The organism is Methylobacterium oryzisoli, assembly GCF_046557895.1.
GTDB classification, from domain to species: Bacteria; Pseudomonadota; Alphaproteobacteria; order Rhizobiales; family Beijerinckiaceae; genus Methylobacterium; species Methylobacterium oryzisoli.
In genome coordinates this window covers 47,383-61,660 of the sequence record NZ_JBKIBX010000022.1, presented here as the reverse complement: position 1 = coordinate 61,660, position 14,278 = coordinate 47,383, and the positions used below count along the sequence as shown (strand labels likewise).

The window sequence follows — 14,278 nt, the reverse complement described above, 5'->3', positions numbered from 1 at the left end:
CCCCCCCCGCCGCTGCCGCCCAACGAGCTCCCGGCCATCGACCCGCCGACGCGGTGAGGCTGCCCGAGGCTCGGCCTCGCCAACGATCGCCGGCTTGGCCGCAAGCTCATCGTGCCGGTGTGCGCTCCCGCACACCATATCACCCCCATATACCTTAAATGAAGGATGACCCTGCCTCCGTTGCATGGTCTAATTCGTACCGCGGTCATCTGATCGATCCTGTCAGAGGATCGTCACCGCGGCGGTTTCGGCGCTTGCTCTGCTGCCGAATTCTATCGTGTGCGGCCCAATGGCCGCCGATCGTTCGCTGTTCGATTGCGTCACATCGGCTCGGATCGACGACGATCCGGATCATCTCGTCCCATTCACTCCGGCCCGGGCGTCGTCGCGCGCGGGTGCTCACGGGAGGACGACATGCGCGCACTCAGCTTCCTCGCCGCCTTCGCGATCGCCGCCGGCCTGTTCTGGGCGAGCATCCTCACCCGGCCGCCGGTCACGCAGGCCAGCACGACGCCCGGCCTCGACATCCGCGAGATGACCATCCGGGCGAACCTGCCGGCCATGCCGGCCTACGACGCCTTCTGAGCGGACGGGCTCGGACGGGGGCGGCCCGGCCGCCGCCTCGGGGCCGTCGACGGGTCTCAGCTCGGGTTGCGGTTCGTCAGCACCGCCACGCCGAGACGGTCGAGGGCGTCGCGCAGGCCGTCCTCCGCGATCCCCGACACCGCCTTGGCGATGGTGCCGCGCTGGAGGGGATCGAGGGCGCGCACGGAGCGCGCCCGGGGCAGCGCGCGGGCGAGCCGATCCTGCCGCAGGCTGATGCGCCCGACGCAGGCCCAGCCGTAATGCGCGTTGATTCGCTCGATCACCACGGGGGCGAGGTGCTGGAGTTCGAGCGCGAAGGCGCCGTCGACCCGCACCACCAGCGTGCCGGGGTCGGAGCGGGCGTCGCCGGCGCCCTTGCGGCGGCGCGGCCATTCGAACTTTTCCGGGCGGCAGACCCGGGCGAGGCGCTCGCCGACGATCTCGGGCCAGGAGGCCAGGATGTCCGTCGAGGCGAAGCCCTGCGCGGCGAAGACCGGTCCGAGCGAGCGCTCGATGAGTTCGCTGAGGGGCTTGGGCCGGGCCATCGGCGGGTCCTTCGAGAGGGCGACCGGAGCGATGTAGCACCGCAACCCTCTCGGCTTCGTTGCGCCAGCATAGCCCGGATGGCTCCCCAGGGGCAGTGAAACCGGCTAAGCGGTGCCGCATGGTAGCGCCCGCCGCGTCGCCCCTCAGACCGGACGCAGCCGACCTTCTGGTCTGGTACGACCGCCACCGCCGCGCGCTGCCCTGGCGCGCGCTTCCCGGCGTCGCGCCCGATCCCTACCGGGTCTGGCTGTCCGAGATCATGCTGCAGCAGACCACCGTCGCTGCGGTGAAGCCCTACTTCGCCCGCTTCCTGGAGCGCTTCCCCACCGTCGCCGCGCTGGCGACCGCGCCCGAGGAGGCGGTGATGAGCGCCTGGGCGGGGCTCGGCTACTACTCGCGGGCGCGCAACCTGCATGCCTGCGCCAAGGCGGTGGTCGCGGCGGGGGGCTTCCCGGACACGGTCGAGGGCCTGCGCAAGCTGCCCGGCATCGGCGCCTACACGGCGGGCGCCATCGCGGCGATCGCCTTCGACCGGCCGGCGGCGGCCGTGGACGGCAATGTCGAGCGGGTGGTGTCGCGCCTCTTCGCCATCGAGACGCCGCTGCCCGCGGCGCGGGCCGAGATCCGCACCCTCGCCGAATCGCTGGTCCCCGCCCGCCGGCCCGGGGATTTTGCCCAGGCGGTGATGGACCTCGGCGCCACGATCTGCACGCCCAAGCGCCCGGCCTGCGCGCTCTGCCCCTGGATGGTGCCCTGCCGCGCCCGGGCGGAGGGGCTGCAGGAGAGCTTTCCGCGCAAGCTGCGCAAGGTGCCGGGGGTGCTTCGCCGGGGCTCCGCCTTCGTGGCCGTGCGGGCCGGGGACGAGGCGGTGCTGCTGCGCACCCGCCCGCCCGAGGGCCTGCTGGGGTCGATGGCCGAGCCGCCGACGAGCGCGTGGGCGCCGGATTACGACCCCGCCCGCGCCCTCCTCGACGCGCCGCTCGATGCGCGCTGGAAGCGACTGCCCGGCACGGTGCGCCACGTCTTCACGCATTTCCCGCTCGAACTGACGGTCTTCCTCGCCCGCGTCGCGGCCGGGACCGCGCCGCCCGAGGGCATGCGCTTCACGCCCCGCGCCGCCCTCGCCGAGGAGCCGCTGCCCGGCGCGATGAAGAAGGTGCTGGCCCACGCCCTGGAGCAGAAACCCTCCGCCCCGCCGGCGCCGCAGGCAGCCCCGCCCGCGCCCGACCTCGCGACCCCGCCCGAGCCGGAGCCGGCGCCCCGGCGGGCACCGATCCCCAAGGTACTCTCCCGCCGGCCCGCCTCGGCGGCGCCCCTGCGCAAGGGCTCGCCGGGCGGTACGCGGCGGCGCTGAAGGGAACCGGGCGCTGCTGGCGTGCAGCGTCGAGGATGGGGGGCGCCTTGAGGAGGCTCCCGCGCCGGGGTGGGTAAAGGCCTGATGGCTGGCTGGGGGATGAATCGGATGGCCGGTGCGCACCTCCTTTCCCCGCGTGCGGCAGTCCTGTCCGGGGAAAGATCCCCGCGCCATCGATTTTTCTCGGACAGCCGTGCGCACGCAGCGATAGGAGAGCGCCCTCCAGCCGCCCTTCCACGCCCGCCTTGGCGGTCCGGTCGAGCAAAGCCGGCCGTCATTGTGGTGGAGAACTCAGCCGGCCGGGGCGCAGCGCAGGGCGAGCAGCGCGTCAAGGGAGGGCGAGACGCCGAAGGCGAGGGGGCGCCAGGCCGGCGAGGTCGCGGCGGCGAGGCCGAGTCCCAGCACCAGCCACGGCAGCGATGCGCGCAGCAGGCGAGGCGTCCTCAGGGACCTGATACTCATGGCCGGGCCCCCGCCCGGCTGCCGCGCAGCAGCCACGCCCCAGCCCCGATCATCGCCACCCCCCAGGCCAGGAAGCCGAGATCCCAGTAGATCCAGAGCTGGCGCGCCACCGTCTCGTTGACGTGGTGCACGCCGAGGATCTGGTGGTCGATCAGCCCCTCCACGGTGTTGAACAGTCCGAAGCCGAGCAGCACGGCTCCCAGCATCCACCGGCCCGACCAGCGCAGCAACCCGCGATGCGCCCGCCGCCAGAGCAGGAAGAGGCCCAGCACCACGAACACGTAGGTGGCGCTGTGAAAGATCCCGTCCCACAGCGTGTTGAGTTCGAGCGCCTCGCGGGTGGTCGGCGGGTACCAGCTGCTCAGCATGTGATGCCATTGCAGCACCTGATGCAGCACGATGCCGTCGAAGAAGCCGCCGAGCCCGAGGCCGAACAGGATCCCGGCCGCGATCGGAAAGGCGGGCTCGGGCTCGGCGCGCGGCATGGCGGCTCCCTCGGCGGACGTGATGCCGGGCGAACATCGCCGCGGCGGGCATGTTCCCGCGCTGCCGCCGCGTGCGAAGTCTCACCGCCGGCCCCGCCGCGCCGTATCATCAGCAGGCTTGACCATCTGCGGGCTTGGCAGAGGCGAGTGGGCGGAGACGAGAGCGGGCCATGTCCTTCACCTATCGAGACCGCGTCCGGGCGGACATCCGCCGCTGGGCCGCCCTCGGGCTCATCGACGCTGAGCAGGAGCGGCGGCTCGACGCGGACGTGGCGGGCCGCTCCGGCCTCATGCGCCTCCAGGTCGCGCTCGCGGTGGCGGCCGCCCTGCTGCTCGGCACCGCCGTGATCGCCTTCGTGGCCGCGAACTGGGACGGGATGTCGCCCTTCGCCCGCCTCGTGCTGCTGCTGGCCGCGGACGCCCTCGCGGTCGGCCTCGCGGCCGCGGCGTCCCTGCGCGCCGGCGCGGCGCGGGACGGCCGTCTCGACTGGCTCGCCGAGGTGCTGACGATGCTCTCGCTGGCGGTGGCGACGGGCTCGATCGCCCTGATGGGGCAGACCTTCCACCTGCCCGCCGACACCCGCGCCTTCGCGATCACCGTCGCGGCCCTCGGCACCGCGACCGCGCTCCTGGTCCGCTCGGGCGGGGCGGGGGGCGTCGCCGCCCTGGCGCTCGCGGTGGCCGCGTGGCCCACCCTCGATCTCCCGGTGATCGCGGACCGCCCCCTTCCGTGGAGCGCCTGGGCCGTCTGGACGGCGCTCGCGGCCGGGATGCTGTGGGGCCGCATCCCGGCGCGGCCCCTCGCGCTGCTGCTGGTACAGGTGCCGCTCGCCCTGCAGGTCACCCTGAGCCTCGGGACGGACGGTCCGCGCGCCGATCCCCGTGCCCTCGCGATCCTCGCCTTCGGCATCCTCGCGGTCACCCATGTCGGTCAGATCATCCCGCGCCTGCCGGCCCGCCTGCGCAGGCGCCTCGGCCATGCGGAGGCCGCCGCGACCGGCCTCGTGCTCGCCGCGGTGCTGCTCGGGGTGGCGGGCAGCTTCGGCTGGTCGCCGGCGCAGACCGGCCGGTCGCCGATGCAGCTCCTGGCGATGGCGCTCTGGCTCGGTCTCCTCTGCCTGCCCCGCCTCCTCGGGCGCGGCCCGGTCCCGGTGGGCCACCTGATCCTGGCGGCCGCCGCCTTCCTCCCCCTGGCGCTGGGGCCCATCGACATCGAGGCCGGGAAGGCGGACACCGCGACGGTGTGGCGGGCGCTGGTGCCGATCCTCGGCGTGGCGGTGGCGGCCCAGCTCGACGAGCGCCGGAGCCTCTACGGCGGCGCGCTCGCCGCCGGCGGGGTCGTGATCGTGGCGCTCCTGATGCTGAGCGGCGACCTCATCGGGATCTCGCTCCAGCTCCTCATCGCCGGCGGCCTCACGGCGCTGGCCATCGGTCTCAGCCTGCGCGTGCAGCGCCGTCTCGCAGCGGAAACGCCATGATCGGTCTCTCACTTCTCCGGGCGGGCCGCCGCGGCACGCTCGCGGCCTTCGCGCTGGTCTTCCTCGTGCAGGCTGCGCCCCCGGTCCAGATCGCCCTCGATCAGTCACGCCGGCTCGCCTCGGGCAGCCCGGTGCTGCTCGCCACCGCCACGCAGGACCCGCGCGACCTGTTTCGAGGCGAATACAGCATCCTGGGCTACGAGGTGGGGCAGCCGGCGGGGCTGCCGGCCGCGCCGGATCTCGCGGGCGCCCGAGCCGGCTGCGATCTGGCGGGCGGCGATTGCCGCCTGACGCCCGGCACGCCCGTTCAGGTCACGCTCCGCCCCGGGCCGGACGGCCTCCATCACGCGGCGTCGATCGCGCTGGCCAAGCCGGCGGGCGACGGCGTGGTGCTGCGCGGCACGGTCCGGTTCGGCACTCTGACGCGGCGGGGCGAGGGCAAGCCGGGCGCCTGTGCGCACGACCTCTGCTTCTCGGGCACGATCGCCTACGGCATCGAGCGCTGGTACGGTCCGCAGGGCGTGCCGGCCAACCTCGACACGCTCGACCGGGGCCGCATCCGCGTCCGCGCGCGGGTGAGCCAGGACGGCACCGCCGCCCTCGACGCGATCCTGATCGACGGCCGGGATTTCGCCCGCACGCCGCGCCTGTGAGCGCGGAGGGCCGCTCGGCGCTTCACAGCCCCGGCGGCCTCGACTAAGGAGCCGGGAGCCCGTTCCGCACAGGATCCCGACCATGCCCGGCCTCGACTCCGTCGGCCCGACCCGCCCCGCCTCGCAGCTCGTGACCGTGTTCGGAGGCTCGGGCTTCCTCGGGCGGCACGTGGTGCGGGCCCTGGCCAAGCGCGGCTACCGCATCCGCGTCGCGGCGCGCCGGCCCGACCTCGCGCTCTTCCTCCAGCCGCTCGGCCGCGTCGGGCAGATCGTGGCCGTGCAGGCCAACCTGCGCGACCGCGCCTCCATCGCCCGGGCGGTCGAGCACGCGGACGTGGTCGTCAACCTCGTCGGCATCCTGCAGGAGAGCGGCAGCCAGCGCTTCCACCGCCTTCAGGCGGAGGGCGCGGCCGAGGTCGCGCGCGCGGCCGCCGCCATCGGCGCCCGGGTGGTCCACGTCTCGGCGCTCGGGGCGGACGCGGCCTCGCCCTCCCACTACGCCAGCTCGAAGGCGCAGGGCGAGGCGGGCGTGCTCGCCGCGCGGCCCGAGGCGGTGATCTTCCGGCCCTCCATCATCTTCGGGACGGGCGACAGCTTCTTCAACCGCTTCGCGAGCCTCGCCCGCGCGCTGCCGGTCCTGCCGATCGCCGGGGCGGACACGCGCATGCAGCCGGTCTTCGTCGGCGACGTCGCCGAGGCCGTGGCGCTCGCGGTGGACGGCAAGGCCAAGCCCGGCACGACCTACGAACTCGGCGGGCCGGAGATTCTGACCCTGAAGCGCCTCGTCGAGTACACCCTCGACGTCATCATGCGCCGCCGCCTCGTCCTGCCGCTGCCGGGGCCGGCCGCGCGGCTCCAGGCGCGGGCGCTCGAGATCGCCGACACGCTCACCCTCGGCCTCCTGCCCGACAGCCTCAAGCTCACCCGCGATCAGGTGCTGCTCTTGGAGCACGACAACGTGGTCTCGGAGGCGGCCAAGGCCGAGGGACGCACCCTCGACGCGTTCGGCATCGCCCCGACCGCCGTGGAGGCCGTGGTGCCGGGCTATCTCTGGCGCTTCCGCAAGGCGGGGCAGTTCACCACCGGCCGGGGCACGCCCGAGATGGCCCGGATTCCCGACCTCCTCGCCCCCGAGCCGATGGGCCCGGGCTCGGCCCATCACCCGCAGGATGCGGGCGGCCCGGCGGTGGGCCAGAAGGGCGCCGGCGCGGGCCAGGCCCCCGGCATGCGCTGAGCAGAATTGCACGGGGCAATTCTGCTCAAGGCTCTTGGTGTCGCATCATTTCCGCCGCCGAGCCGGCAATTGCTTCGGCACCGGCCGATCAGGCCGGCGAAGTGATGCCGAGCCTCAGCGCAGCGGCGGGCGCGCGGCGGGCGGCGCGAGCAGCCGCTCGCGGCTCAGGCCCTTGTGGACGTGCACCATGAGGGCGATGCCGAAGAGCGGTGTGAGCAGGTTCAGCACCGGCACCACCATCAGCCCGGCAAGGAGCGCGCCCGCGGCCAGCACCGTCGGCGCGTGGTGGCGGCGCATGGCACCGGCCTCCGGCAGCGGCCGGAAGCGTGCCGCGGCCATCTCGAAATACTCGCGGCCGAGCAGGTAGGTGTTGGCGCCGAAGAAGGCGATCAGGTTGACGCCCGGCACGAAGAACAGGGCGAGCGCCACGAGGTTCACGAGCAGCGCGAGGCCGGCGAAGCGCAGCGCATAGAACATCGCCTGAGCGAGCGGCAGGGCGCGGCCCGGCACCTCGTTCGGGTAGTCGGTACGCTCGACGATCTCCGCCGCGTCGTCGAGGAAGTACCCCGCCACCAGGATCGAGACGGCCGGCAGGATGTAGGCCAGCGCCACGAACAGGCCGGCCCCCGCCAGGAAGAACGCGACGCTGTCGAGGATCGGGTACTGCGCCGAGATCGGGTGGCCGATCAGGAAGGCGTTGATCAGGCGGGTGAGCGCGAACCACACCAGCACGAGGAGCCCGACGGTCAGGCCGAGCGACTTCCACAGGATGCGCCGCAGGGGCGGGGACAGGACCTGCCGCAGGGCCGCGACGGCGGCGGAGACGAGCATCGGAACCTCACCGGGAGAGGGCGCCGCTGGCGAGCGGCACCGGGCTGGATGGGACCCGCCCCGCGCCTCGCGGGTTGAAGACCACGAGGGCGCCGGAGCGCGGCCCTGGCGAGGCAGGAGATACGCATGGACATCGCCGTCGAGAAGGTCTGTGAATTCATCCTGCGGGTGCGGGCGCTCGACGTGAAGGAAGGCCCGACCGACGCGGATTCGGGCTCGAACCCGATCGACGACGGCGCCCGCGACGTCCTCATCGAGGATCCGGACGATGCGACCGAGGAGGAGCTGCGCGAGGTGATCGCCGGCCTGAACGACGACGAGCGGGCGGAGCTCGTGGCGCTCGTCTATCTCGGCCGCGGCGACATGGAGCCGGAAGAGTTCGCCGATGCCGTCCGGCTCGCCCGCGAGCGCGAGGCGGCCGGAACCGACACGGCCGCGTACCTGCTCGGCATCCCGAACGTCGGCGACCTGCTGGACGAGGGCCTGGACGCGCTGGGGCTGCGCTGCGAGGTGTGAGGCACCTCAGGCCAGCGTCGCCAGCAGCCCGGCGAAGAGCCGTCCGCGGGTGACGAGGCTGTCCACTTCGATATGCTCCTCCAGCGTGTGGTAGCCGCGCCCGATCGCGCCGAGGCCGTCGAGGGTGGGCAGGCCGCGCGCGCCGGTGAAGTTGCCGTCCGAGCCGCCGCCCGCGCTGCGATGGGGCAGGGAGAGGCCCAGCCGCTCGGCGAGGCCGCGGGCGGTCTCGTAGACGGCGAGCGTGGCGGCGTCGGGCTCCCAGACCGGGCGCGTGACGCCGCGCGTCACCGTGAAGGTCACGTCGTCCTGGCTGCCCGACAGGGCGAGCATCCGGGCCACGCCCCGGTCGAGATCCTCCTGGCGCTTGGCCATGCTCAGCGCCTCGCCGCGGCAATGGGTGGGCACGCAGTTCACCCACTGCCCGCCCTGCACGACGCCGACGCTGAAGGTGCAATCCTCGCCCGACATCGCCTCGATGGCCAGGATCTGGCGGGCCATCGTCCGCACGGCCGAGCGGCCGTCCCCCAGGCGGGCGCCCGCGTGGCTCGGGCGTCCCACCGCCTCCAGGTTGAAGCGGGCGATGGCGTAGCGTCCCGTCACAACGCCGTTGTCCTCGTGGCCGGGCTCCGGCACGAGGATGTAGCGGTGGCGCGCCGCCTCCGCCTCGATCAGGTCGCGGGTCGCCGGGCTGCCGATCTCCTCGTCGCTCGTGAACAGCACGGTCACCGGCAGCGGCGTGGCGACACCGGCACGCCAGAGCGCCCGGATCGCCTCGAAGGCCAGCAGGTTGCCGCCCTTCATGTCGAGGATGCCGGGGCCGTAGACCCGGCTCCCCTCGCGCCGCCAGGGAAGGGCCTGGAGCGTGCCGACCGGATGCACGGTGTCCATGTGCCCGAGCACGAGGATGCCGGGCTCGTCCCGGCGCGGATGCGGGAAGCGGGCGCGCACGCAATCGCCGAGCCCCATCCGCCCCGGGATGATCTCGACGCTCGCCCCCGCCACCGCGAGGTCGCGCGCCGCCAGCGCCATCATGCGGTTGACCGCGGCGGCGTCGTGGGTCGGGCTCTCGCACTCGATCCATGGGCGCAGGGACGCCAGCATCGCGTCGGCGTCGAGGGGCAGGGCGTTGGGGTTCATGCGGTCTCCCGGAAGGGGTTGGGGTCGCGGGGCCACCACGGGCTGGCCTTCTTGGTGTAGGGCAGGGCGGCGAAGTCCGGCGGCACCGCGCCGGGGGCGGAGACGTAGCGCACCTCGCTGGCGATCGGCGCGAAGCCGGCGTGGAAATGCTGCATCGACTTCACCACCACGAGGCGCTTGTCGTGGAGCGTCAGGCCGAGATCCGTGAAGGCGTCCGGGGCGAAGGGCTGGCGGCGCAGGCTGGTGAGCACGAGGTGGATGCCGTCCGCCTCCACCCAGGCGCTGGCGCCGAGCTCGGCCCGCTCCCCGCTCATGCCCCCCTGGCTGTGCGCGTCGCGCAGACCTCGCACCGTGATGCGCAGGTCGACCGGATCCCCGGAGGTCACGCCGCACTTGCCGCCGATCCGCAGGGCGAAGGTCGCGCCCACGCCCGCCTCGCGGCAGATGCCGACCGCGCCGGGATCCCAGTAGAGCCCGCTCGCCACGCCCCGCACGCCGCGCGCGACGAGGCGCTGCAGGATCGCGGTGTTGTCGGCGGGCGCGCCCGCCCCGGAATTGTCGGCGACGTCGGCGAGCACCATCGGGCGCGGGTCCGTGGAGGCGAGGGCCCGGTCGATCGCCGCATCGATGGAATCGTAGCGCGTCTGCGCCTCCTCCCGCATCGCCCAGACGGCACCAGCGAGGTCGCGCGCGAGGGCGCGCGCCGCCGCCTCGTCCCGGTCCGCCACGACCAGCATCTTGGCGCCGACGTCCGGCACGTCGGCCCAGGGAAAACCGTGGCCGAACGAGACCGACAGGATGCCGTCCCGTCCCTCATGCGCGCTCATGCGGTCGACGAAGCGGCGCACGGGCGGATCGCTGGTGCGCCAGAGGCCGACCATCCGGCAATCGTGATAGGCCATCACCGGCCGGAGGCGCCCCTCCGCCGTGCCGATCACCAGCCGGTAGAGGTCGCGGGCGCGCTCCGCCATGTCGGTGTGCGGGTATTCCTTGTAGATGACGATGACGTCGGCGGCCTCCCGCATCGTCTCGGTGAGGTGGCAGTGCAGGTCGAGTTCGACCCCGACCGGCACGTCCGGCCCGACGATCGCGCGCACCCGCGCGAGGGTGTCGCCTTCGCAATCGTCGTAGCCCTCGGCCACCATCGCCCCGTGCATGAACAGCAGCACCGCGTCGACCGGCCCGGCCTCGCGCAGGTCCGCCAGCAACGCGTCGCGCAACTCCTCGTAGACGCCCCCGAGCGTGATCCCGCCGGGCTGCGCGAAGGTCGACAGGCTCTCGATCACCGCGTGGCCGTCGGCCTCGGCCATGCGCCGCCACTCGACCAGCCCGACATTGCTCAGCCGGACCGGATTGCGGCTGCCGTCGCGGCGGGCGAAGTCGGCCAGGAAGGCGGTGCGCCCGGTCGGCAGCGGCGCGAAGGTGTTGGTCTCGGTCGCGAGGGAGGCGATGAAGAGCTTCACGGGAAACGGGTCTCCACGGAGTCACTGAGCAGGTGCGATCGGGTCCACATGGAGCGCGGGCAGCATCGCAGAACCCGCGCCCGCTTCAACCGCCCTCGGCCGCCGCCGCGAGCCGCTTGCGCTGCACCTTCCCGTTCGGCGTGCGCGGCAGCGTCTCCAAGAAAACGATCTCGCGGGGGCATTTGTAGCCGGCCAAGTGCTCCTGGCACCACGCCAGCAGGGCCTCGCGGCTCGGCGCGGACTCGGGCTTGGGCACCACGTAGGCGGCGATGACCCGCACGTCCGCCCGCACCGCGCGCTCGGCCACGGCGGCCTCCTGCACGTCCGGATGGGTGACCAGCACCGCCTCGACCTCGTTCGGCGAGACGCGGTAGCCGAAGGCGTTCATCACGTCGTCGTTGCGGCCCTCGAACCAGACGTAGCCGTCCTCGTCCAACCGGGCGATGTCGCCGCCCGTGAACCACTCGCCGCGCATCACCGCCGCCTCCTCGTCGGGGCGGTTCCAGTAGCCGAGCATCAGCCCGGGATCGGAGCGGTGGACGGCGAGCAGCCCCGGCTCGCCCGCGGGCAGCGGCACGGGCGCGCCCTCCGGCGGCAGAATCGCCACCCACCGGCCCGGCTGGGGCCGTCCGGGCGAGCCGGGCTTCACCGGCACGGTCGGGCCGGTCGAGATGTAGGTCGAGACCTCGCTCATCCCCAGCGCCTCGTAGAGGGGCTTGCCGGTCGCCCCGGTCCACTCGGCGAGGAGGTGGGGCGAGAGCGCCTCGCCGGCCGTGATGCCGTGGCGCAGGCTGGTGAGGTCGTGGGCGTTGAGGTCGGCGTACTTCAGGATCTGCCGGTAGAGGCTCGGCACCGCCGCGAACAGCGTCGCGCGGTAGCGGGCGATCAGCGCCGGCCAGACCGCCGGATCGCGCTGCCCGGTGTAGAGCACCGTCGTGGCCCCCCGCACCCAGGGGTCCTGCATGCCGACGCCGAGCGTGTAGGTCCAATTCATGGTCCCGGCGTGCAGCACCACGTCGCTCTCGGTCAGGCCGAGCCAGTGGTCGTGCATCGGGCGCCGGCCCCAGAGCGCCCGGTGGGCGTGCAGCACGCCCTTCGGCCGGCTCGTCGTGCCGGAGGTGTAGATGAGATGGGCCGGATCGTCGGCGGCCGTGTCGGCGTAGGCCGGCAGGGCCGTCCCGGCCTTGAGGCGCGCCACGTCGGCGGGACGCAGCACGATCCGCCCGCGGCAGGCCTCCGGATCGAGCGGGCACTCCTCGGCCGCCACCACGGCGGCGGCGCCCGAATCCTGCAGCAGGAAGGCGGCCTCGGCCGCGGTGAGCTGGGGCGAGGAGGGCTGCGCCACGAGCCCCGCGGCCAGCGCCGCGAAGTAGACGATGGCGTAATCCGCGTCGTTGCCCATGCGGATCATCACCCGGCTGCCCGGCGCCAGGCCGAGGTCGATGAGGCCCGCCGCCACCGCCCGCACCGCCCGGTCGACCTCGCCGAAGGTCAGCACCTCCGCCCGGTCGCCGTCCCCGACGAGGATCAGGGCCGGCTTGTCGGGGCGGGCGCGGGCATTCGCCTCCAGGCAGTAGCGGGCGCCATTGAAGCGGGCGGGCGGCGGGCTGGCGGGGGTGCGGGCGTGCACGGGGGTCTCCGGGCCGCGGACGAGGGTCGGCACCCCCGGTTGTAGAGGCCGCGGCCCGGGCGAGCGACCCGCAAAATGTCCGCGCTCCCCCGCGGGGCGCAATCTTGACGGGCGCCGCCGGGAGGGGGATCACTCCGGCCGTGAGACGCGCCGTTCCCAGAATCCTGCCCGAGATCCTGCCCGTCCGCCGCCCCGGGGCGATCCGGTGATCGGGCGCCTGCGCGCGGCCCTGCGCCGGATCGGGCTCGCGCCGCACTACCTCGGCCACCTCGACGCGGTGGAGCTGTCCGGCTCGCGCCTGCGCATCGAGGGCTGGGCGAACCACCTCCGGCCGCGCCTCACCTACGACGGCGCCGCCGTGCCGGTGCGGGTCCGGCAGGTGGTCCGCCCGGACCTCGCGGGCGTGGCGCCCGGCGGCGAGGCCTGGGGGTTCGCGCTCGACGCCGACCTGCCGGCGCAGGACCCCGACATCGCCAAGCTGGCGCTGCGCCTCAACCGCGGCTGCCTCGTCGATCCGCACTCGCATCCGGGCATGTTCACGCCCCAGAGCGCGGTCGAGGCCTGCGCGGCCGCGATCCTGGCGGGCGATCCGCAGGCGGACGCGGCGGACCTCGTGGAGCGGAGCCGGCGCGCCCGCAATCCCCTCCTGCCGGTCCGCGTCGGCCACGCCCTTCAGGCGGCGGGCCAAGCGGGCGCGGCGGAGGCGGTGCTGCGGGCCTGCCTCGGCCTCCCGGAGGTCCGATCGCTCGCCCGGCACGCCCTGATCACCCTGCTGGCGGCGGGCGGCCGGCTGCCGGAGGCGGTCGACCTCCTCGACGCCGCGCGGGGGGAGGACGGGCTCGGCCCGGGGCAGGCCCTTCCGGCCGCGATCCTCTACGCCGGCATCGGCCGGTTCGGGGAGGCGCGGGCACTGATCCGGGAGGCGGGCGATCCGGCCGCGGACGAGGCGGCGGCGCACGCGCTGCAATTCGTGGCCCTGCTGGAGCGCTACCCGGCCGCCGAGGCCCGCCGGATGCTGGCCGAGCTGCGCGCCCGCTTCCGCACCGCCTCTCTGCCCGAGATCGAGGCCGACATCCTGGCGGCCCTGGCCGAGCGGCGGCCCTACTTCCTGGTCCGGATGGGAGACGGGGAGGGCGCCTACCTGCGGCTCTCGGCCGAGGACGAGGCGGAGTTCCACGGCATCTACCGCACCAACCGCCGGGAGATGCTCGATTTCTGGTTTCGCGACCCCGCGCTCGTGGACGATCCGCGCTTCGCCCGGGCCGCCGACGCCTTCAACGCGGCGATCGAGGAGGCCGACTGCATCGGCGCCTTCAGCGACGCCGCCATCGCGCACGAGTACGGCACGGTCTCGCGCCGCGGCATCACCTGGGTGGTCAACACCCTGCGCAAGGCGCTGGCCATGGCTGAGGCGGATCCCGTGCGGGCGCGCAGCATCGCGGTGCGCGAGCTCACGGTGCATTACGACCTCGCGCTCAGCGGGGCGCTCGGGCGCATCCTGCAGGACCGCCCCGTCGTCGGCCTCATCACCTGCCACCGCGAGCTGGCCCCGGCGCTGCAGCGCCATCACGGCCTCGGCCGGGTCGAGCTGATCAAGATCCCGGGGGAGCAGATCCACGCCGGCGCCCTCGGGGCCGACGCCGCGGCGGGCCGGCACTGGCCGGACCGCTACGACGAGATCTGTGCGCAGCTGGCCCAGGGCGACCGCCGCGGCGAGGTCTGGCTCGTGGCCGCCGGCCTGCTCGGCAAGATCTACGGCGCCGCGCTGAAGCGCTCCGGCGCCGTGGTGATCGACATCGGCGCCGTGGCGGATCTCTGGATGGGCAAGGGAACGCGCACCTTCCCGGACCTGCCCGCCGCCCTGAACCCGATGACCAGCCTTCGGGCCTGACCGGCTCCCCGGC

14 protein-coding genes are annotated in these 14,278 nt (G+C 74.1%); 7 read left to right on the top strand and 7 right to left on the bottom strand.

Annotation, left to right across the window (positions count from 1 at the left end; all coding sequences use genetic code 11):
• The first annotated feature begins 414 nt into the window (after positions 1 to 414).
• Positions 415 to 585 carry a hypothetical protein gene (locus ACKUB9_RS20280; protein ID WP_407523986.1) on the top strand — a complete coding sequence of 57 codons (171 nt, stop codon included), beginning with the start codon at positions 415 to 417 and terminating at the stop codon, positions 583 to 585.
• Between the two features lie 56 nt (positions 586 to 641).
• Here ACKUB9_RS20280 and ACKUB9_RS20275 read toward each other — a convergent pair whose 3' ends face one another.
• Positions 642 to 1,130 carry a DUF721 domain-containing protein gene (locus tag ACKUB9_RS20275; RefSeq protein ID WP_407523984.1) on the bottom strand — a complete coding sequence of 163 codons (489 nt, stop codon included), beginning with the start codon at positions 1,128 to 1,130 and terminating at the stop codon, positions 642 to 644.
• Positions 1,131 to 1,249: 119 nt separating this feature from the next.
• Here ACKUB9_RS20275 and mutY point away from each other — a divergent pair, with 119 nt between their 5' ends.
• Positions 1,250 to 2,485 carry an A/G-specific adenine glycosylase gene (gene mutY / locus ACKUB9_RS20270; protein WP_407523982.1) on the top strand — a complete coding sequence of 412 codons (1,236 nt, stop codon included), beginning with the start codon at positions 1,250 to 1,252 and terminating at the stop codon, positions 2,483 to 2,485.
• Positions 2,486 to 2,776: 291 nt separating this feature from the next.
• On the opposite strand, the gene ACKUB9_RS20265 is transcribed toward mutY, so the two are convergent.
• Positions 2,777 to 2,947, bottom strand: coding sequence for a hypothetical protein (locus ACKUB9_RS20265; RefSeq protein ID WP_407523980.1), 171 nt, complete (start codon positions 2,945 to 2,947; stop codon positions 2,777 to 2,779).
• Positions 2,944 to 3,432, bottom strand: a complete 489-nt coding sequence (locus ACKUB9_RS20260) for a DUF2243 domain-containing protein (RefSeq protein ID WP_407523978.1) — start codon at positions 3,430 to 3,432, stop codon at positions 2,944 to 2,946. The genes ACKUB9_RS20265 and ACKUB9_RS20260 overlap by 4 nt, the downstream gene beginning before the upstream one ends.
• 170 nt (positions 3,433 to 3,602) lie before the next feature.
• On the opposite strand from ACKUB9_RS20260, the gene ACKUB9_RS20255 reads away from it, so the two are divergent.
• The 3 genes from ACKUB9_RS20255 to ACKUB9_RS20245 all read left to right on the top strand — a co-directional run bounded on the left by ACKUB9_RS20255 (position 3,603) and on the right by ACKUB9_RS20245 (position 6,797).
• Positions 3,603 to 4,910 (top strand): DUF2157 domain-containing protein, encoded by a 1,308-nt coding sequence (locus ACKUB9_RS20255; RefSeq protein ID WP_407523976.1) that lies wholly within the window; start codon positions 3,603 to 3,605, stop codon positions 4,908 to 4,910.
• Positions 4,907 to 5,563 (top strand): GDYXXLXY domain-containing protein, encoded by a 657-nt coding sequence (locus tag ACKUB9_RS20250; protein ID WP_407523974.1) that lies wholly within the window; start codon positions 4,907 to 4,909, stop codon positions 5,561 to 5,563. The genes ACKUB9_RS20255 and ACKUB9_RS20250 overlap by 4 nt, the downstream gene beginning before the upstream one ends.
• A gap of 82 nt (positions 5,564 to 5,645) precedes the next feature.
• Positions 5,646 to 6,797, top strand: a complete 1,152-nt coding sequence (locus ACKUB9_RS20245; RefSeq protein ID WP_407523972.1) for a complex I NDUFA9 subunit family protein — start codon at positions 5,646 to 5,648, stop codon at positions 6,795 to 6,797.
• A 114-nt stretch (positions 6,798 to 6,911) separates the two neighbouring features.
• On the opposite strand, the gene ACKUB9_RS20240 is transcribed toward ACKUB9_RS20245, so the two are convergent.
• Complete coding sequence (locus ACKUB9_RS20240) at positions 6,912 to 7,628, bottom strand: sulfate transporter family protein (RefSeq protein WP_407523970.1); 717 nt, start codon at positions 7,626 to 7,628, stop codon at positions 6,912 to 6,914.
• A gap of 126 nt (positions 7,629 to 7,754) precedes the next feature.
• On the opposite strand from ACKUB9_RS20240, the gene ACKUB9_RS20235 reads away from it, so the two are divergent.
• Complete coding sequence (locus tag ACKUB9_RS20235; protein WP_407523968.1) at positions 7,755 to 8,144, top strand: DUF3775 domain-containing protein; 390 nt, start codon at positions 7,755 to 7,757, stop codon at positions 8,142 to 8,144.
• 6 nt (positions 8,145 to 8,150) lie between these two features.
• Here ACKUB9_RS20235 and ACKUB9_RS20230 read toward each other — a convergent pair whose 3' ends face one another.
• The 3 genes from ACKUB9_RS20230 to ACKUB9_RS20220 all read right to left on the bottom strand — a co-directional run bounded on the left by ACKUB9_RS20230 (position 8,151) and on the right by ACKUB9_RS20220 (position 12,374).
• Positions 8,151 to 9,281: a M20/M25/M40 family metallo-hydrolase gene (locus tag ACKUB9_RS20230; RefSeq protein WP_407523966.1), complete on the bottom strand. Its 1,131-nt coding sequence runs from the start codon at positions 9,279 to 9,281 to the stop codon at positions 8,151 to 8,153.
• Positions 9,278 to 10,744 (bottom strand): M81 family metallopeptidase, encoded by a 1,467-nt coding sequence (locus tag ACKUB9_RS20225; protein ID WP_407523964.1) that lies wholly within the window; start codon positions 10,742 to 10,744, stop codon positions 9,278 to 9,280. Before ACKUB9_RS20225 ends, ACKUB9_RS20230 begins: the two co-directional genes overlap by 4 nt.
• Before the next feature lie 85 nt (positions 10,745 to 10,829).
• A complete protein-coding gene (locus tag ACKUB9_RS20220) occupies positions 10,830 to 12,374 on the bottom strand; it encodes a class I adenylate-forming enzyme family protein (protein WP_407523962.1) in 1,545 nt (514 codons plus the stop codon).
• Positions 12,375 to 12,579: 205 nt separating this feature from the next.
• Here ACKUB9_RS20220 and ACKUB9_RS20215 point away from each other — a divergent pair, with 205 nt between their 5' ends.
• Positions 12,580 to 14,265 carry a hypothetical protein gene (locus ACKUB9_RS20215; RefSeq protein ID WP_407523960.1) on the top strand — a complete coding sequence of 562 codons (1,686 nt, stop codon included), beginning with the start codon at positions 12,580 to 12,582 and terminating at the stop codon, positions 14,263 to 14,265.
• Positions 14,266 to 14,278: the final 13 nt, after the last annotated feature.